At 42.9% G+C, this 15174-nt stretch carries 15 protein-coding genes; 8 read left to right on the top strand and 7 right to left on the bottom strand.

Features of this window, described 5'->3' with window-relative positions:
- The first annotated feature begins 112 nt into the window (after positions 1 to 112).
- From panC to IE164_RS05015, 7 genes are all read left to right on the top strand, one after another.
- Positions 113 to 958 (top strand): pantoate--beta-alanine ligase, encoded by an 846-nt coding sequence (gene panC, locus IE164_RS05045; protein WP_189629084.1) that lies wholly within the window; start codon positions 113 to 115, stop codon positions 956 to 958.
- A gap of 27 nt (positions 959 to 985) precedes the next feature.
- The gene (panD, locus tag IE164_RS05040) at positions 986 to 1333 is read left to right on the top strand and encodes an aspartate 1-decarboxylase (protein ID WP_189629083.1); all 348 of its coding nucleotides are present in this window, start codon (positions 986 to 988) and stop codon (positions 1331 to 1333) included.
- Positions 1334 to 1338: 5 nt separating this feature from the next.
- Complete coding sequence (locus tag IE164_RS05035) at positions 1339 to 2331, top strand: lysylphosphatidylglycerol synthase transmembrane domain-containing protein (RefSeq protein WP_189629082.1); 993 nt, start codon at positions 1339 to 1341, stop codon at positions 2329 to 2331.
- Positions 2332 to 2363: 32 nt separating this feature from the next.
- On the top strand, positions 2364 to 2807 hold the full coding sequence (rfaE2, locus tag IE164_RS05030; RefSeq protein WP_189629081.1) for a D-glycero-beta-D-manno-heptose 1-phosphate adenylyltransferase: 444 nt from the start codon (positions 2364 to 2366) through the stop codon (positions 2805 to 2807).
- Between the two features lies 1 nt (position 2808).
- Positions 2809 to 3504 carry a zinc metallopeptidase gene (locus tag IE164_RS05025; RefSeq protein ID WP_189629080.1) on the top strand — a complete coding sequence of 232 codons (696 nt, stop codon included), beginning with the start codon at positions 2809 to 2811 and terminating at the stop codon, positions 3502 to 3504.
- Between the two features lie 56 nt (positions 3505 to 3560).
- On the top strand, positions 3561 to 4700 hold the full coding sequence (locus IE164_RS05020; protein ID WP_189629079.1) for an acyl-CoA dehydrogenase: 1140 nt from the start codon (positions 3561 to 3563) through the stop codon (positions 4698 to 4700).
- A 134-nt stretch (positions 4701 to 4834) separates the two neighbouring features.
- Positions 4835 to 5758 (top strand): helix-turn-helix domain-containing protein, encoded by a 924-nt coding sequence (locus IE164_RS05015; protein WP_189629078.1) that lies wholly within the window; start codon positions 4835 to 4837, stop codon positions 5756 to 5758.
- Here the strand turns inward: IE164_RS05015 and IE164_RS05010 are convergent.
- From IE164_RS05010 to IE164_RS04995, 4 genes are read right to left on the bottom strand one after another with little or no spacing between them, the layout of a single operon-like run.
- On the bottom strand, positions 5744 to 6511 hold the full coding sequence (locus tag IE164_RS05010) for a phosphoglycerol geranylgeranyltransferase (RefSeq protein WP_308440958.1): 768 nt from the start codon (positions 6509 to 6511) through the stop codon (positions 5744 to 5746). The two genes, IE164_RS05015 and IE164_RS05010, sit on opposite strands and share 15 nt — an antisense overlap.
- Positions 6489 to 6878 carry a hypothetical protein gene (locus IE164_RS05005; protein ID WP_189629076.1) on the bottom strand — a complete coding sequence of 130 codons (390 nt, stop codon included), beginning with the start codon at positions 6876 to 6878 and terminating at the stop codon, positions 6489 to 6491. Before IE164_RS05005 ends, IE164_RS05010 begins: the two co-directional genes overlap by 23 nt.
- On the bottom strand, positions 6868 to 7224 hold the full coding sequence (locus IE164_RS05000; protein ID WP_189629075.1) for a phage holin family protein: 357 nt from the start codon (positions 7222 to 7224) through the stop codon (positions 6868 to 6870). Before IE164_RS05000 ends, IE164_RS05005 begins: the two co-directional genes overlap by 11 nt.
- Before the next feature lie 40 nt (positions 7225 to 7264).
- Positions 7265 to 8836, bottom strand: coding sequence for a Na/Pi symporter (locus tag IE164_RS04995; protein ID WP_189629074.1), 1572 nt, complete (start codon positions 8834 to 8836; stop codon positions 7265 to 7267).
- Between the two features lie 289 nt (positions 8837 to 9125).
- On the opposite strand from IE164_RS04995, the gene IE164_RS04990 reads away from it, so the two are divergent.
- Positions 9126 to 10127, top strand: coding sequence for a hypothetical protein (locus tag IE164_RS04990; protein ID WP_189629073.1), 1002 nt, complete (start codon positions 9126 to 9128; stop codon positions 10125 to 10127).
- Here IE164_RS04990 and IE164_RS04985 read toward each other — a convergent pair.
- The 3 genes from IE164_RS04985 to secA are packed head-to-tail and all read right to left on the bottom strand — an operon-like array spanning position 10110 to position 15166.
- Complete coding sequence (locus tag IE164_RS04985) at positions 10110 to 11306, bottom strand: M20 metallopeptidase family protein (protein ID WP_189629072.1); 1197 nt, start codon at positions 11304 to 11306, stop codon at positions 10110 to 10112. The two genes, IE164_RS04990 and IE164_RS04985, sit on opposite strands and share 18 nt — an antisense overlap.
- On the bottom strand, positions 11299 to 11823 hold the full coding sequence (locus tag IE164_RS04980; protein WP_189629071.1) for a hypothetical protein: 525 nt from the start codon (positions 11821 to 11823) through the stop codon (positions 11299 to 11301). Before IE164_RS04980 ends, IE164_RS04985 begins: the two co-directional genes overlap by 8 nt.
- Positions 11816 to 15166, bottom strand: a complete 3351-nt coding sequence (secA, locus tag IE164_RS04975) for a preprotein translocase subunit SecA (protein ID WP_189629070.1) — start codon at positions 15164 to 15166, stop codon at positions 11816 to 11818. The genes IE164_RS04980 and secA overlap by 8 nt, the downstream gene beginning before the upstream one ends.
- Positions 15167 to 15174 lie beyond the last annotated feature (8 nt).

Below are 15174 nucleotides of genomic sequence, written 5' to 3'. Positions count from 1 at the left end.
TCTTTGCTAAAAAGAAGCACAAAAGTACGGATTTTTAGTCAAAATTCCTTCAAATCAACGAAAAAGGCTTTGAATCATGATTGAAAGTCGCGTTAATATTGGTTAATCGCTCATGAAAGTTTGTTCTACCGTAAAAAGTCTGCGAAAATCTCTTGAACCTCTAAGAGGCAAATTCAGCATTGGATTTGTACCTACAATGGGGGCCTTACATGCCGGCCACATGAGCCTCTTAGAGCAAGCAAAGTCGGCAACAGACATCACTGTTGCCTCCATATTTGTGAACCCCACTCAATTTAACAACCGCGAAGACCTGGCCCTCTACCCAAGAACTCTGGAAGCCGACCTTCGCAAGTTAGAGGAAGCCGGATGTGACTACGTATTTACACCTTCTACTGACGAGATGTATCCGCAAAGCTCAGAGGTGACCCTTAAGCTTGGCAGCATTGCCAATGAGTTAGAAGGCAAGTTCAGACCCGGCCACTTTGATGGTGTAGGACTGGTGGTTTCCAAGCTTTTTAACATTGTTCAGCCTCAAAAGGCATTTTTTGGTCAAAAAGACCTCCAACAGTACTTCGTTATTCAAAAACTGATCAGCGAATTTAATTTTCCAATTCATCTGTTTATGGTACCCACCAAAAGAGAGCCGGGAGGGTTGGCCATGTCATCCAGAAACGAGCGTCTTGCAAGTTCAGACCGGCAAGAAGCCTGTCTGTTGTATCAGGCCCTGCAAAAGGCTCAACAGTTACTACTCCAGGAACATAGTATTGAACAAGCCAAAAAAGAGGTCAAAGAACTAATTGCAAGTTCCGGGCGTTTACAACTCGAGTATTTTGAAGTGGTTAGCACCGCTGATTTTAAACCTTTAAAAAAGGTAGAAAATAAACAAAGCACCGCGCTGTGCATTGCTGCAGAAATTGGAGGAGTTAGACTAATAGACAACTTACTGTTAATTTCTTAGCTTTGCGCTCGCTTTGGGGGAGAAGAAATGCAGATAGAAGTTTTTAAATCTAAAATACATCGGGCAAAAGTTACTCAGGCAGAGTTGCACTATGTGGGTAGCATAACGTTGGACGAAGCCCTAATGGAAGCTGCCGACCTTATTGAAAATGAAAAGGTTCAGATTGTAAATGTTAATAACGGTGAGCGATTTGAAACCTATGTGATTAAAGGGGAAAGAAACAGCGGAACCGTATGCTTAAATGGCCCCGCAGCCCGAAAAGTGCAGGTAGGAGATATAATCATTATTATCTCATACGGAATAATGGATAAAGAAGAAGCCAAAAATCACCGGCCAACAGTTATATTTCCAGACCAAAACAATAGCCTTAATTAATACGGTTGAAAGTAAGTTCAAAAGAGCTGGTTAGGTATGTTATCATTCTACTCCTCACAGGGGTAATCTTTTGGTATCTTTTTCGCCAAATAAACCTTACCGACTTTAAACTAGCCCTTCAGGAATTCAATTTCTGGTGGATTGGCCTAAGTATCTTGCTATCTGTTGTCAGTCATTTTTTAAGGGCTTGGCGCTGGAAAGGAATGCTCGATAGCACAGAACACCCTACAAGTCTCATTAACAGTTATTTTGCGGTTATGATTGGCTACCTGGCCAACTCCGTTTTCCCCCGACTCGGAGAGGTTACCCGCTGTGGTGTTCTTCATCGTACCGACCGCGTGCCGGTGTCCACCGCATTGGGCACGGTAGTTACCGAACGGGTAATAGACCTGTTCATGTTACTGATATTAACCCTCTTTACTTTTCTTTTTCAATACAACTTGCTGGAAAACTATTTCCATGAAGGACTGAATAGCCTGAAGCTGAGCCTGACAGCCAACTGGTGGATACTTGCTCTCCTGTGTTTAGGCGGAATTTCTTCTCTGTATATACTTTTTTACAGCCGTTGGGGCGAAAAACTAGCTCTGATGATCAAGGTTAAAGCTTTTATTAAAGGGCTTTGGGAGGGTATCTTAAGTCTCAAACACCTTAAAAATCCACTAAACTTTTGGTTGGCCACCATTGGAATATGGGTGCTCTATTTTTTAATGCTCTATGTAATTACTTTTGGGTCGCCACTCACCAAAGAACTTGGCATTTTGGCAGGTCTTTCCATACTTGTTATGGGTAGTTTTGGCATGGCATCGCCTGCTCCTAACGGAATTGGCGCATTTCATTCGTTTGTGGCAGGCGTATTGGTACTTTATGGCATAGAGCAGAAGGACGGAATAATATTTGCCACTATCATGCATACCTCGCAGCTTCTAACCGTTCTAGTGGTGGGTTCAGCAAGCCTTATATTGGTAAATGTGAGGAGTAAAAAACATCAAGTAAAGTGAGTACCTCTGAGAAAATTAGATCGCAGGATGCAATGAAGGCTCAGGTTTTAGAATGGCAAAACCAAGGCCTGAAGGTAGTTTTTACCAATGGCTGCTTTGATATTCTGCACCTCGGCCATATCGACTATCTTGAAAAAGCCAGGCAATTGGGCGATCGGTTGGTCGTAGGCCTGAATGCAGACAACTCAGTGAGAAAACTCAAGGGCGAAAACAGACCTGTTAACCCGGAAAATGCACGCTCACGCATGTTGGCAGCCCTGTCGTTTGTCGATGGCGTAACGGTTTTCTCAGAAGACACACCAAAACAACTGATTGAGCAACTGATACCAGATATATTAGTGAAAGGAAGCGACTACTCTATTGAAACTATTGTAGGCGCAGATATCGTTTTAAAGCATGGTGGAAAAGTTGAAACCATCGATTTGGTCAGCGGCTATTCTACCACTAACATTATTGAAAAAATAAAAGACAAATAATATGGCACTTTATTGGATCCTGATTATTGCAATTATGATTGTGAGCCTGGTGGTTCAGCAATCTCTTAAGCGAAAGTTTAACAAGTATTCCAAGGTTGGTCTTCAAATTGGCCTTTCTGGTAAAGAAGTAGCCGAACTGATGCTACGAGATAATAATATTCACGATGTGAGCGTAGTTTCTGTACAAGGAAAGCTTACAGACCATTACAACCCGGTAGACAAAACCGTAAACCTAAGCCCTGAAGTGTATAGTGGCCGCTCCGTTATGGCCGCAGCAGTAGCAGCTCACGAGTGTGGTCATGCCATTCAGCATGCAACCGCTTACAGACCATTAGAAATGAGATCTGCTCTTGTTCCGCTTCAAAACGCAAGTGGTAGGGTAATAAACTTTCTTTTCTTTGCTCTCATATTCGGTTCGTTCATGCTACCTAATATTATTACGTTTGATGCTGCTTTGCCTATCATTATTGGGGCATATACCATCTTTACGCTTTTCGCCTTCATTACCTTACCTGTAGAATATGATGCCACAAAAAGGGCCTTGGCCTGGGTAGAAGAGCGGAATATTACTACCGGCCAGGAACACGGCATGGCTGAAGACGCGCTCAATGCAGCAGCCAGAACCTACATGGTAGCCGCGCTGAGCTCCCTGGCTATGTTGCTTTACTACGTAAGCCTATTCTTGGGTAGAGACTAGCATATATTAGACATTTATATAACTTTGCCTAACAAACGTTAGTTAAGGCATTACCTATGAATTTCGAATTAACAGAAGAACACTTAGCAGTAAGAGATGCCGCCAGAGAATTTGCTCAGAATGAGTTACTTCCTGGGGTAATCGAACGAGATGAAAAACAACAATTCCCAGCCGAGCAAGTAAAGAAAATGGGCGAGCTCGGCTTTATGGGAATGATGGTTGACCCAAAATATGGCGGGGGTGGCATGGACACCATTTCTTACGTGCTTGCCATGGAAGAAATTTCAAAAATAGATGCCTCTGCCAGCGTTTGCATGTCTGTAAACAACAGCCTTGTTTGTTGGGGTTTAGAAAAGTTTGGTACAGAAGAACAAAAACAAAAGTATCTGAAGCCCTTAGCTTCCGGAGAAAAGATTGGTGCCTTCTGTCTTTCCGAACCCGAAGCCGGCTCAGACGCAACCTCTCAGAGAACTACCGCAGAAGATAAAGGAGATTACTACCTGCTGAATGGTACCAAAAACTGGATTACCAATGGAAACTCTGCTTCTATCTACCTTGTAATTGCTCAAACAGATAGAGAAAAGGGCCACAAAGGAATCAACTGCTTAATCGTTGAAAAAGGAATGGAAGGTTTCGTGGTCGGCAAAAAAGAGGACAAACTGGGCATTAGAGGGTCTGACACGCACTCACTTATGTTTACAGATGTAAAAGTACCCAAGGAAAACAGAATTGGAGAAGATGGCTTTGGGTTTAAGTTTGCCATGTCTACACTCAATGGAGGTAGAATAGGCATTGCCTCACAAGCCCTTGGTATTGCTTCCGGTGCTTATGAATTAGCCCTGGCCTACTCGAAAGAACGCAAAGCTTTTGGCAAACCCATTAGTCAACACCAGGCCATTCAGTTTAAGCTGGCCGACATGGCCACTGAAATTGAGGCCGCACGTTTGCTTTGCTTAAAAGCAGCCCATCTCAAAGATCAGAAAAAAGACTTTGCCAAGGCAAGTGCCATGGCCAAGTTATATGCTTCTAAAGTAGCTATGGATGTGACAGTAGAAGCTGTTCAGGTACACGGTGGTTATGGCTATGTAAAGGAATATCATGTGGAGCGTTTGATGAGAGATGCGAAAATCACACAGATATACGAAGGCACTTCAGAAATTCAGAAAATCGTAATCTCAAGAGAATTACTTAAATAATTGAAATTATTCAACTAATATGACCATTGGAATAGCGATTCTTTCCAATGGTCATTTTTTTTTGAAATTGTTCAATAACAGCCTATTTTTATAGCAGACTCAATCTATAGCTTTTTAATTCATACTAAGAGACCATGGAAGACTACAACAAGATTATTGAATCGCTGGGTGTTCGTTACATTAAAAGTCGAAACATCAAAATTGCTAAGGCTGTTACCATTAACAATTTCTACGATGTAGAAAACACAATTATCGTTGTGAACAATGGCGATATCTACTTTGGACCAGATCAGGAAAAGGTGTCTGAAGGAGACATGCTATTTATTCCGGGAGGCAAATCGCTAAACATTTCGTTTGGTTCTTCAACTGCTCCCGCCATCAACAATGACGAATTTATTTCTAACAAAAAGAAGTATTTGCAGAATGCTTCCGAGTCAGACATCAACGACTACGATGTTGATGGATTTAGCCAGGTGATGTTTGAGGCAAAAGTTTTTGACTCGGTGAACTTCTTTTCTTCACTGAACATCACTCCTTTTGCTATCAAGAACTCAAGCCTTATCGCTGACCTTATTCGCTTGATCATTAATGAGGACAACTCGGTGAAACCCGGTAAAAACCGTATCATTAAGGTTAATACGGAATACTTGGTGGTAGAAATTATTCGCTACATACTAGACAATCGCTTATTTGTTGAGCAATTGGTAACCAATAGTACGTACTTCAAAGATCCTAGGCTCATCGATATATTCAGCTACATTAAAGAAAACCTTGGAGGCGATCTTTCAAATAAAGTTTTAGCGCGTGTTGCCAATGTGTCGGAAGACTATGTAGGTCAGTACTTTAAAATGCTTACGGGCATTAACCCTCAAGATTACATTGAGTACCAACGTATGGAAGCTGCCGTAGATCTATTGCGGACTACCAAGAAGAGCATTCGAGATATTGGTAAAGAAGTTGGTTATAAAGACACCGCTTATTTCTGTAGAAGATTTAAAATGATGTTTGGAATACCTGCAGGTAAAATGCGTAGAAGAGAGAGCCTAATTAACGTTTAAGGCCTCGTTAAACATCTGAACAACTTCACAAGCCTCGGTCATCAGATCGAGGTTTTTTTGTACTCCATTGCCTATAACCACCAAATCGGCCCCGGCTTCAAAAGCTCTTTTAATCTTTTGCCTTGAGTTAAGACCACCTCCAACAATCACGGGAACTGACACGTTGTTGCGAACGGCTCTTATTATTTTTTGATCGATTGGCTCATCTGCTCCGCTTCCGGCATCGAGGTACATAAGCTTCATCCCCAGCATTTCACCAGCCAGAGCTGTACTGGCCGCCAATCCCGGCTTATCATTCGGTAGGGGCTGAGAGTTACTCATGTAAGAGGCACTGGTGGCTTTGCCAGAATTAACGAGCATATAGCCTGTTGGTATAATTTCGAGATTGCTGCGTTTTAGTACGGGTGCCGCCACTACATGCTGACCTATTAGCAGCTCGGGGTTTCTTCCTGAAATAAGAGACAAAAAAAGAATTGCATCGGCCTCTGGCGCAATTTGAATGGCGTTACCCGGAAATAATACACATGGAATTTGGGTATAAGACTTAATAAAGCCGACTACCTCATGAATATCGTTGGAGTTTACCAGACTACCTCCTACGAATATATAGTCTACAGCGTTTTCTATACAGCGATTAAGGCATTGTATCAAAGCCGACTCCTCTACTACATCATCTGGATCTATGAGTACGGCCAATGCTTTAGAAGACTTGCTTTTACGCTGGGTAATATCATTCAAAATCTTCTTCTGCATCTTTCGCATTAATGTTTTTCAAAAACGATCTAAGTTGTTCTGCAGCCAAGCCCAATAAAAAAATAATGGCTTGTTCCTTTATGGTGTCAGAAAGAAAATTAGACTTTGATTCAGGTACCAACACTTTGGACTTTGGTACCTTCTCTACCAGTAGCACCTCTCTGCTTTCAGGCTCCACTTCTGCCTCTTCCTGTTCATCTTCCGAATCGAAAATTTTAGACAATAAATAAACGGCCACCAAGCCTCCGCCTATCCACAGACCAACCTTACCGTATTTTTCAACACGATCTTTAAAGGTGTTAATTTGCTCATCGATAGCATCTTTCAACTCCTTACTTCTTGCTGTTAACTCTTGTTTATTGCTCATTTTCGTCTGGTGAGTCTATCTCTTCAACTTCCTTGAATTTACTTAGAAATCTATGTTCAATTTTGGCCCGTAATGTATAAGTCGTTAAAGCCAAAATTGTATAGAATGCGCCAACCAACAAGAAGCCGGTGTAACTACTTTCTAAAAGCTGGTTGATCCATACAGAAAGGCCAAAGGAGCCAAAGAATATGGCTGCCAGCACACAGAGCAGAACAAAAGCCCAGGTAAGAGTTTTGGCTATACCTTTGCCCAACTCTTCCTTCATATCGAGCTTGAGCAACTCAATGCGCGTTTCAACATACGCCCCCAGAGTTTCGGACAGTCTATTAAAATCAAAGATTTTCAAGCCTAGTTTGTTTATGGCAAGATAAAAAGAAGCAGGCTAATTATTGTATCGAAATTAACTTTGACGATTTCAGCAACTCACCATTGGACTTTACCACCTCAGATTTCACGGCAATCTTCTGATCTAAATCGAACCAATAATGTCCGATTAGCCCATCTCCTAATTGTACTTTAATATAATTGAGATGTTCAAGCTTCAGGCTCTCAGTCCTATAAGTGGAGGTATCATTGAGGCTTATAATCTTATGATCCTTATTAAACTGAAGGGTAGTATTTTTATAGGTACATACCTGATCTACCGTGGCAAACCTATTGTGCCGCTCTCTAATCATAAATATGGTATCGGGCAAAACACCATCATCCGGCAGGGTACCTTTATATATATAATAGTCCAGCTTATTTTCGGCAACCTCTCTTCGAACTTTAATGGTGGTAAGACTACTTTCTCCGTGGGCCGTAAGGTTCTCAAACAAATAGGTACGCTCGGTCACATGCCCTTTGTTTAAGTAAATAAGGGTAAAAGGCATTAGGAAAAAGGTAAAGAGAATATAAGAGAAACCGATAATCCTGGAATCAAGGGTTAGAGCACCAAAGCGGCTGGCCAACATAACGGGTATATTCCTAAGTGCAGGAAATGGCAAAAACACCAACACACCTATAAGGTTGAACAAAATATGAACGAAAGCCAGGCTAATGGCGGCATCCGATTTATTAAATGCCGCCAAAAGTGCGGTAATAGTTGTACCAATATTTGCTCCCATTATAAAGGGAAAAGCATTGTGAAGCATCACTTTTCCCGAGGCCACCATAGGCACCATCAAAGAGGTGGTAATGGAGCTTGACTGAACTCCTCCTGTAATGAGCACCCCCCAACCAAAAGACTTATAGGGATTGGCGAAAACGTACTTCCTCATCCGGTCTTTGGAGCTACCAATAAGCCTTTTGTAAATAATGGTAGAAAGAAACTTTATGGATGCGAAAAGAAGGGCCAGCGCCAACAATAGGGTAATAAAATTTTGAGGCAGTGCTTCTACCAACCACTGGCTTATTCTGGACAAACCTAAGCCCTTGCTACCCTGAAACAGATCGAAGCCCATAGTAGACTCATCTACCAACGCAGTTAACTGTTGGGCCAGATAACTAAGTGTACCATAGTAGTACTCCAGGGGGAATACTATCAGCACGGTTATGATATTGAAGAAGTCGTGAATAGTTCCTGCCGAAATGGCCTTCCTAAACTGATTTCTTTTGGTAATGAACCCCAGAGAAACCAAGGTACTAGTTAAGGTGGTACCTACATTGGCTCCCATAACCACGGGTATGGCATTACCGAGAGTTAAATAGCCCGAAGCCACTACGGCCACTGTCATTGATGTAACTGTTGAACTACTTTGAATGAGTGCAGTAGCCAACAGGCCAATGAAGAGACCAATAAACGGGTTGGATGTTGCTAAAAGAATGGATTTTGCTGTTTCCTGACCTAGCATAGTCACAGACTCGCCTACCATATCGATGGCCAGCAAAAACAATAAAATGGCCAAAACGAACAACAAGCTCGTTTTTGCCCACTCTATGGGTTTGTTGATGCTATTTTTTTCTAAATCCTGGCTCATTGAGGCTGGTCTGCGTATACCTGTCCTAAAATATCCTGCAAAAATAGATCAATCGCCCTCGGTTAACGACCCCGTCATGTAAAGGCTATGTTAACAATTCGCAGAATAGTGAAAAAATTGTTAATAGTGTATCTAATTGATTTTGTGGAACTTATGAAAATATTATGTCATAATTCCTTGACAGTCAACCAATAGTACATGGCTCGGTTTTCCGATTATGTAAAAAGAAGTTTTAGCTTTGTGCTTCATTTGAATGCTTAACAACATTTAATTCAGAAGTCCCTCCACAATGTCCCAGCTCGAAATAGTAATGTATGTTGGTTTTGTATTGTCAGCATACTCTGTAATCGGCAATGACGTAATTCAAACACTCGGTACTTTTCTTTCTTCTAATGAACACAGAAAGTGGTGGGTTTTATGGATTTTCGCAGCTTCCATTCTAGGTGTGGTTTTGGTCTACGGCTGGTTTATTAATGGTGGCGATGTGAGTTACGGCCGTCTAATAGGAGATCCCGATAGTCACAGTTTTAGTAATCCGGTATATAAAAATCCGGCCGATATTGTCAACTTCGGATGGCCTTATCTTTTGCCACCAATTGTACTGCTCATTATTACTCGATATGGTATACCGGTTAGTACTTCTTTTCTAATTCTTACCTTCTTTAACCCTAAGAATCTGGAAGACATGGTATACAAATCCATGTCGGGCTATTTAGTAGCTTTTGGCGTGGCAATACTTATTTACCTGGCCATTGCTAAAAGGCTGGAAAAGCACTTTATAGAAAACCCGGCTTCAAAGAAGCAGATTAAACTTTGGACGGTTCTTCAATGGCTTTCTACCGGATTTTTGTGGTCGCAATGGCTTATTCAAGACTTCGCCAATATATATGTGTACCTGCCACGGCAGGTATCTTCGGCCAATCTCATTTTCTCTCTGGGTATTTTTCTGGTACTACTGGCCTATATATTCTATTCCAAAGGTGGCGCCATACAACGCATTGTGAAGTCAAAAACCAACACAATGGATATCAGATCGGCCACCATCATAGACTTTTCGTATGCGCTGATACTCCTGTTTTTTAAAGAGCTGAACAACATTCCAATGAGTACCACCTGGGTATTCTTAGGCCTATTGGCAGGTAGAGAAATAGGTATCAAGTATTTTGCTTATGGAGCCGTTTCTAACGATACTCTCAAAGATTTGGGCAAAGACCTAGGCAAAGTATTCTTTGGTCTGGCAGTAAGTGTTGGTTTGGTTTTCTTGCTCAGATTCTTAACCGTTGGTGTTTAACCGATTAAGGGCAATCCAGGCCATAAGACCTATTCCAACTTCAATGGCATCTTCATCGATATTAAAGTTGGGGGTATGAACACCCTTGGTAGTTCCTTTGTCTTCATTGCCCGTACCCAGCCGGTAAAAGCAAGATGGTACCTGGTGACTATAATAAGCAAAATCTTCGGCTCCAAGCCATAAATCCAGGTCGACCACATTTTCTTCTCCCAGATAATCTTCAGCTGCTCTTCGAGCCAGTTGAGTGGTAGCTTCATCGTTGCAGAGATACGGATAGCCTACATCAATGTGAACATCGCAACTTCCGCCAAGACCAGTGGCTATACCCTGAGCAATGTTGGTAATAAGCTCATGCGCTTTAAACCTCCATTCCTCATCAAGGGCTCTAAAAGTGCCTGATAATTTCACCTCATCAGGAATAATATTTTGAGCATGGCCTCCATGTATGGTTCCGAAAGTGAGCACTGTGGGTGTTTTGGGGTCTGCACTTCGGCTAACCACTTGTTGCATTGCGGTAATTATCTGTGCAGCAATAACAATAGGGTCTACTGAACGCTCCGGAAGAGCCGCGTGCCCTCCTTTTCCTTTCACGGTCAGGTAAATCTCATCGGCACTGGCCATGTACTTTCCTTCTCTGAAACCCACTTTACCTGTAGGTATAAATGGCATCACGTGCTGGCCAAACATGGCCTGAGGGTTTGGGTTTTCTAACACTCCTTCTTTGATCATTAAAGAAGCGCCACCAGGGTTTTTCTCTTCTCCCGGCTGAAAAACAAGCTTAACTGTACCTTCAAAGCTATGGCGCAACTCCTGAAGTATTCTGGCAGCCCCAAGTAAGCAGGCGGTATGGACATCGTGCCCACAGGCATGCATTATTCCCTCATTCTTAGATTTATAGAATACCTCATTAGTCTCTGTGATTGGCAATGCATCCATATCGCCTCTAAGGGCCACTGTACACTTTTCCGGATTTTTACCATAGATAAGCCCAACTACTCCGGTACCTGCCACACCTTCTTTATAGGCTATACCCCATTCTTGAAGGCGCGAGGTTACATACTTAGCGGTTTCGAATTCTTCGTACGACAACTCCGGATTGGCATGAATATGTCTCCTAATATCAATCGTTTCGGCAGCAAAGGCTTGCGCCAGCGCTTTTACCTTTTGCTGATCAATCATTCTTTATTGGGAATTTATCGGGTACTATAGAGGCCGTAGGATAGTAGCTTCTAATCTTTCTGTAGAGAGCCTGAGCTTCTATTTGCTGATAGAACTGTCCTACCTTGACAAAGTAGGTGGGAAGCTTGTAGCTAAACCTGGCTTCGTGTTCCGGCACCAAATCGAACAAGCGGTTTCTTATTCGACCTGCCTGTAGTTCATCGTTACCTGAATAAACCAGCACAGTATAGCCACTAATTACTCCAAGGCTGTCATTCCTGGCCACCATGCTGTCGATAACTGCATTCAATTTGTCTGAAACATCGAAAGAAACACGCATGGGGCTATTAGACTGAACCTCATTGCTCACCTTCTCCTTTGTTTGTTCCGGCTCAAACAAAGGCCGATACTTGGTGATGTCGTCTTCGTACGAATAGTCAATTACGCTGGTTTGTTGTGGTACTGTTTGTGGGCTACAAGCCCAACACACCCAGCCCAAAGTCAGGCACAGCGCAAGGTTCTTTAATGGCTTATTCATCGAGCACAACACATTTATTGTTCTTAATATCTTCCTCTACTACCTTGAATTTAACGTCTTTTTTTACAGTACCGTCTGCGTACTGCACCGAAACCCTGTCGTTTCTTCCATAAATCTTTTCAGACTTTATAGGCGCCACTTTTTCAGCGGGAGGTCGGTTGCGCGTATCTTGTCTTCCGGCCAGCGCACTTTTCGACTCTTCTTTGGATTCGTTGTAGTTTTCTCTTCTGGACGAACGAGCCTCTTGAACCCTATTGGGGTCTTCGCTCGGAATGAAAGACTTGGTAAGGAATGATATAGTCTCTTCGTTCACTTTGGTCAGGAAGGCTTTGAACATCTCAAAGGCTTCGAACTTATAGATTAACAGTGGATCTTTTTGCTCGTACACTGCATTTTGTACCGATTGCTTCAGGTCGTCCATATCCCTTAAGTGTTCCTTCCAGGTAAGGTCGATTACACCAAGGGTAATGGATTTTTCCATGGCTCTAATGAGCTCTGCATTATTCGATTCAATGGTCTTCTCCAGATTGACAGCCACACCAATTTGTCTCTTTCCGTCAGTAAACGGTAAGAGAATGTTGGTTACGGTTGCACCGCGCTCCTTTTGAATGTGTTTCATCAACGGCAGTGTTCGCTCAGCTATTAGCTTATTCTTAGCCTGATAGGCCGAAAAAGCTTCTTCATAAAGGTCATTCACCAGATTGTTTTGGCCGGTGGTTGTAAACTGATCTTCAGAAATTTTTGTGTCTAGCCCCAAAATGCTAATGCAGTTGAGCTTAAAGGCATCGTAATCTGAGGCGGGCTTACTGTTATTTACAATTTCCTCGCAGGTATCATACATCATGTTCATGATGTCGAGCTGAAGCCTCTCACCTTGCAGGGCATTTCTACGTCTGTCGTAGATTACCGTGCGTTGCTGATTCATTACATCGTCATACTCCAGCAGTCTTTTTCGAATACCAAAGTTGTTTTCTTCAACCTTCTTTTGAGCTCTTTCAATAGACTTGGTAATCATAGAGTGTTGAATCATTTCACCCTCTTTGAGCCCCATACGGTCCATTAGCTTTGCCACCCGGTCTGAACCAAAGAGTCTCATCAGGTTGTCTTCGAGCGAGACAAAGAACTGTGAAGACCCGGGGTCTCCTTGTCTACCGGCTCTACCCCGAAGCTGTCGGTCTACCCTTCGCGATTCATGGCGTTCGGTACCAATAATGGCCAAACCTCCCGCGGCCTTAGAGTCTGGATGCAACTTAATGTCGGTACCTCTACCCGCCATGTTGGTGGCTATTGTTACAGTACCTGGTTTACCTGCCTCGGCAACAATATCGGCTTCGCGCGCGTGTTGCTTAGCATTGAGCACCTGATGCTGAATTTTCTTGAGATTGAGCATTCGGCTCAGTATCTCCGAAATTTCTACCGAAGTTGTACCGACCAACACAGGCCTGCCTTGTTCGGTAAGCTCCACAATTTCATCGACTACTGCATTGAATTTTTCGCGTACGGTCTTGTATACTTTGTCTTGTCTATCGTCTCTTTGTATGGGCCGGTTGGTTGGAATTACCACCGTATCGAGCTTGTATATTTCCCAAAACTCACCGGCTTCTGTTTCGGCAGTACCCGTCATACCAGCCAATTTGTGGTACATACGGAAGTAGTTCTGGAGTGTAATGGTTGCGTAGGTTTGCGTGGCATCTTCAACCTTTACATTCTCTTTAGCCTCTATGGCCTGGTGAAGACCATCGGAGTATCTTCGGCCTTCCATTACCCTACCGGTTTGCTCGTCAACAATTTTTACCTTGTTGTCTACCACAATGTACTCGGTATCGCGTTCAAACATGGTATAGGCCTTGAGCAACTGGTTTACAGTATGTATACGCTGCGCTTTTACACTATAGTCTTTTATGGCCTCATCTTTCTTTTTGAGCTTTTCTTCATCAGTCAGACCTTCACTTTTCTCCAACTGAGCCACTACATCACCAATATCGGTGAGTATGAAGAAGTTTGGATCTTCACCTTCTCCGGTAATCAATTCTGTTCCTCTTTCGGTGAGATTTACTGCATTGCTCTTCTCATCGATGGTAAAGAATAGAGGCTCATCGGCCTGAGGCATGTTCTTCTGGTTGTCTTGCAGATAAAAGTTTTCTGTCTTCTGCAAAATGGCCTTTACCCCGGTTTCACTCAAGTACTTGATTAGCGGCTTGTATTTAGGCAGTCCTCTATAGGCCCTGAATAGTGCCAGTCCACCTTCTTGTTCACTACCCTCTCCTATGAGCTTCTTGGCATCGTTGAGGTATTGACTACATAGTTTTCTCTGGGCATCTACCAGCTTCTGAATACGAGGTTTTAAATCATAAAATTCGTGCTCATCACCTCTTGGAACGGGGCCTGAAATAATAAGTGGTGTACGGGCTTCATCTATCAAAACGGAATCAACCTCATCGACCATAGCAAAATGATGCTTGCGTTGAACCAGTTCAGTAGACTCTCTGGCCATGTTATCGCGCAAGTAATCGAAGCCAAATTCATTGTTGGTTCCGTAGGTAATGTCGCATCGATAAGCCTCTCTTCTCTCCTGTGAATTAGGCTGGTGTTTGTCTATACAGTCTATGCTCAGGCCATGGAACTGAAAGAGAGGAGCCATCCACTCTGAGTCTCGCTTGGCCAGGTAATCGTTTACGGTTACTACATGAACTCCACGACCAGCCAAAGCATTCAGGTAGGCAGGCAGTGTTGCTACCAGGGTTTTACCCTCACCTGTAGCCATTTCGGCAATTTTACCCTGATGCAATACTATTCCTCCAATTAGCTGCACATCATAATGAAGCATTTCCCATTTCACACGGCTACCTGCTGCCATCCATTCGTTCTTCCAGGTGGCCTTATCACCATCAATGACAATATGATCACCCTTTGCGGCAAGTTGCCTGTCCCACAAAGTAGCGGTTACCTGTAGCTGTCCGTTTTCTTTGAACCTTCTGGCTGTTTCTTTAACTATGGCAAAGGCCTCAGGCAAAATAGTCATGAGGGTTTTCTCCAGAGCCTCATTGCGATCTTCTTCCAGTTTATCGATGGCTTCGAAGGTGGCTTCCTTTTCCTGAATATCCAGATCTGGTTGATTCTGAATTTTGTCATGCAGCTCAGCAATCTGGTCATCTATAGACTTCAGGTCGGTGGCGATTCGTGTTTTAAGTTCTTCCGTTTTTCCTCTTAGCTCATCGTCCGATAAACCTGCGAGTGAAGTATATATTTTGTTGATTTCTTCAACATAAGGGGTCACTTCCTTTATATCCCTATCTGACTTGCTTCCGAAAAGCTTGGCTAACCCTTTTGTAAGAATACTCATATCTTAAA

Origin of the sequence: Roseivirga thermotolerans, from assembly GCF_014653175.1 — a bacterium.
GTDB classification, from domain to species: Bacteria; Bacteroidota; Bacteroidia; order Cytophagales; family Cyclobacteriaceae; genus Roseivirga; species Roseivirga thermotolerans.
Note: the sequence above shows the minus strand (reverse complement) of the source record. Positions and strands in the feature narration are given on the sequence as shown.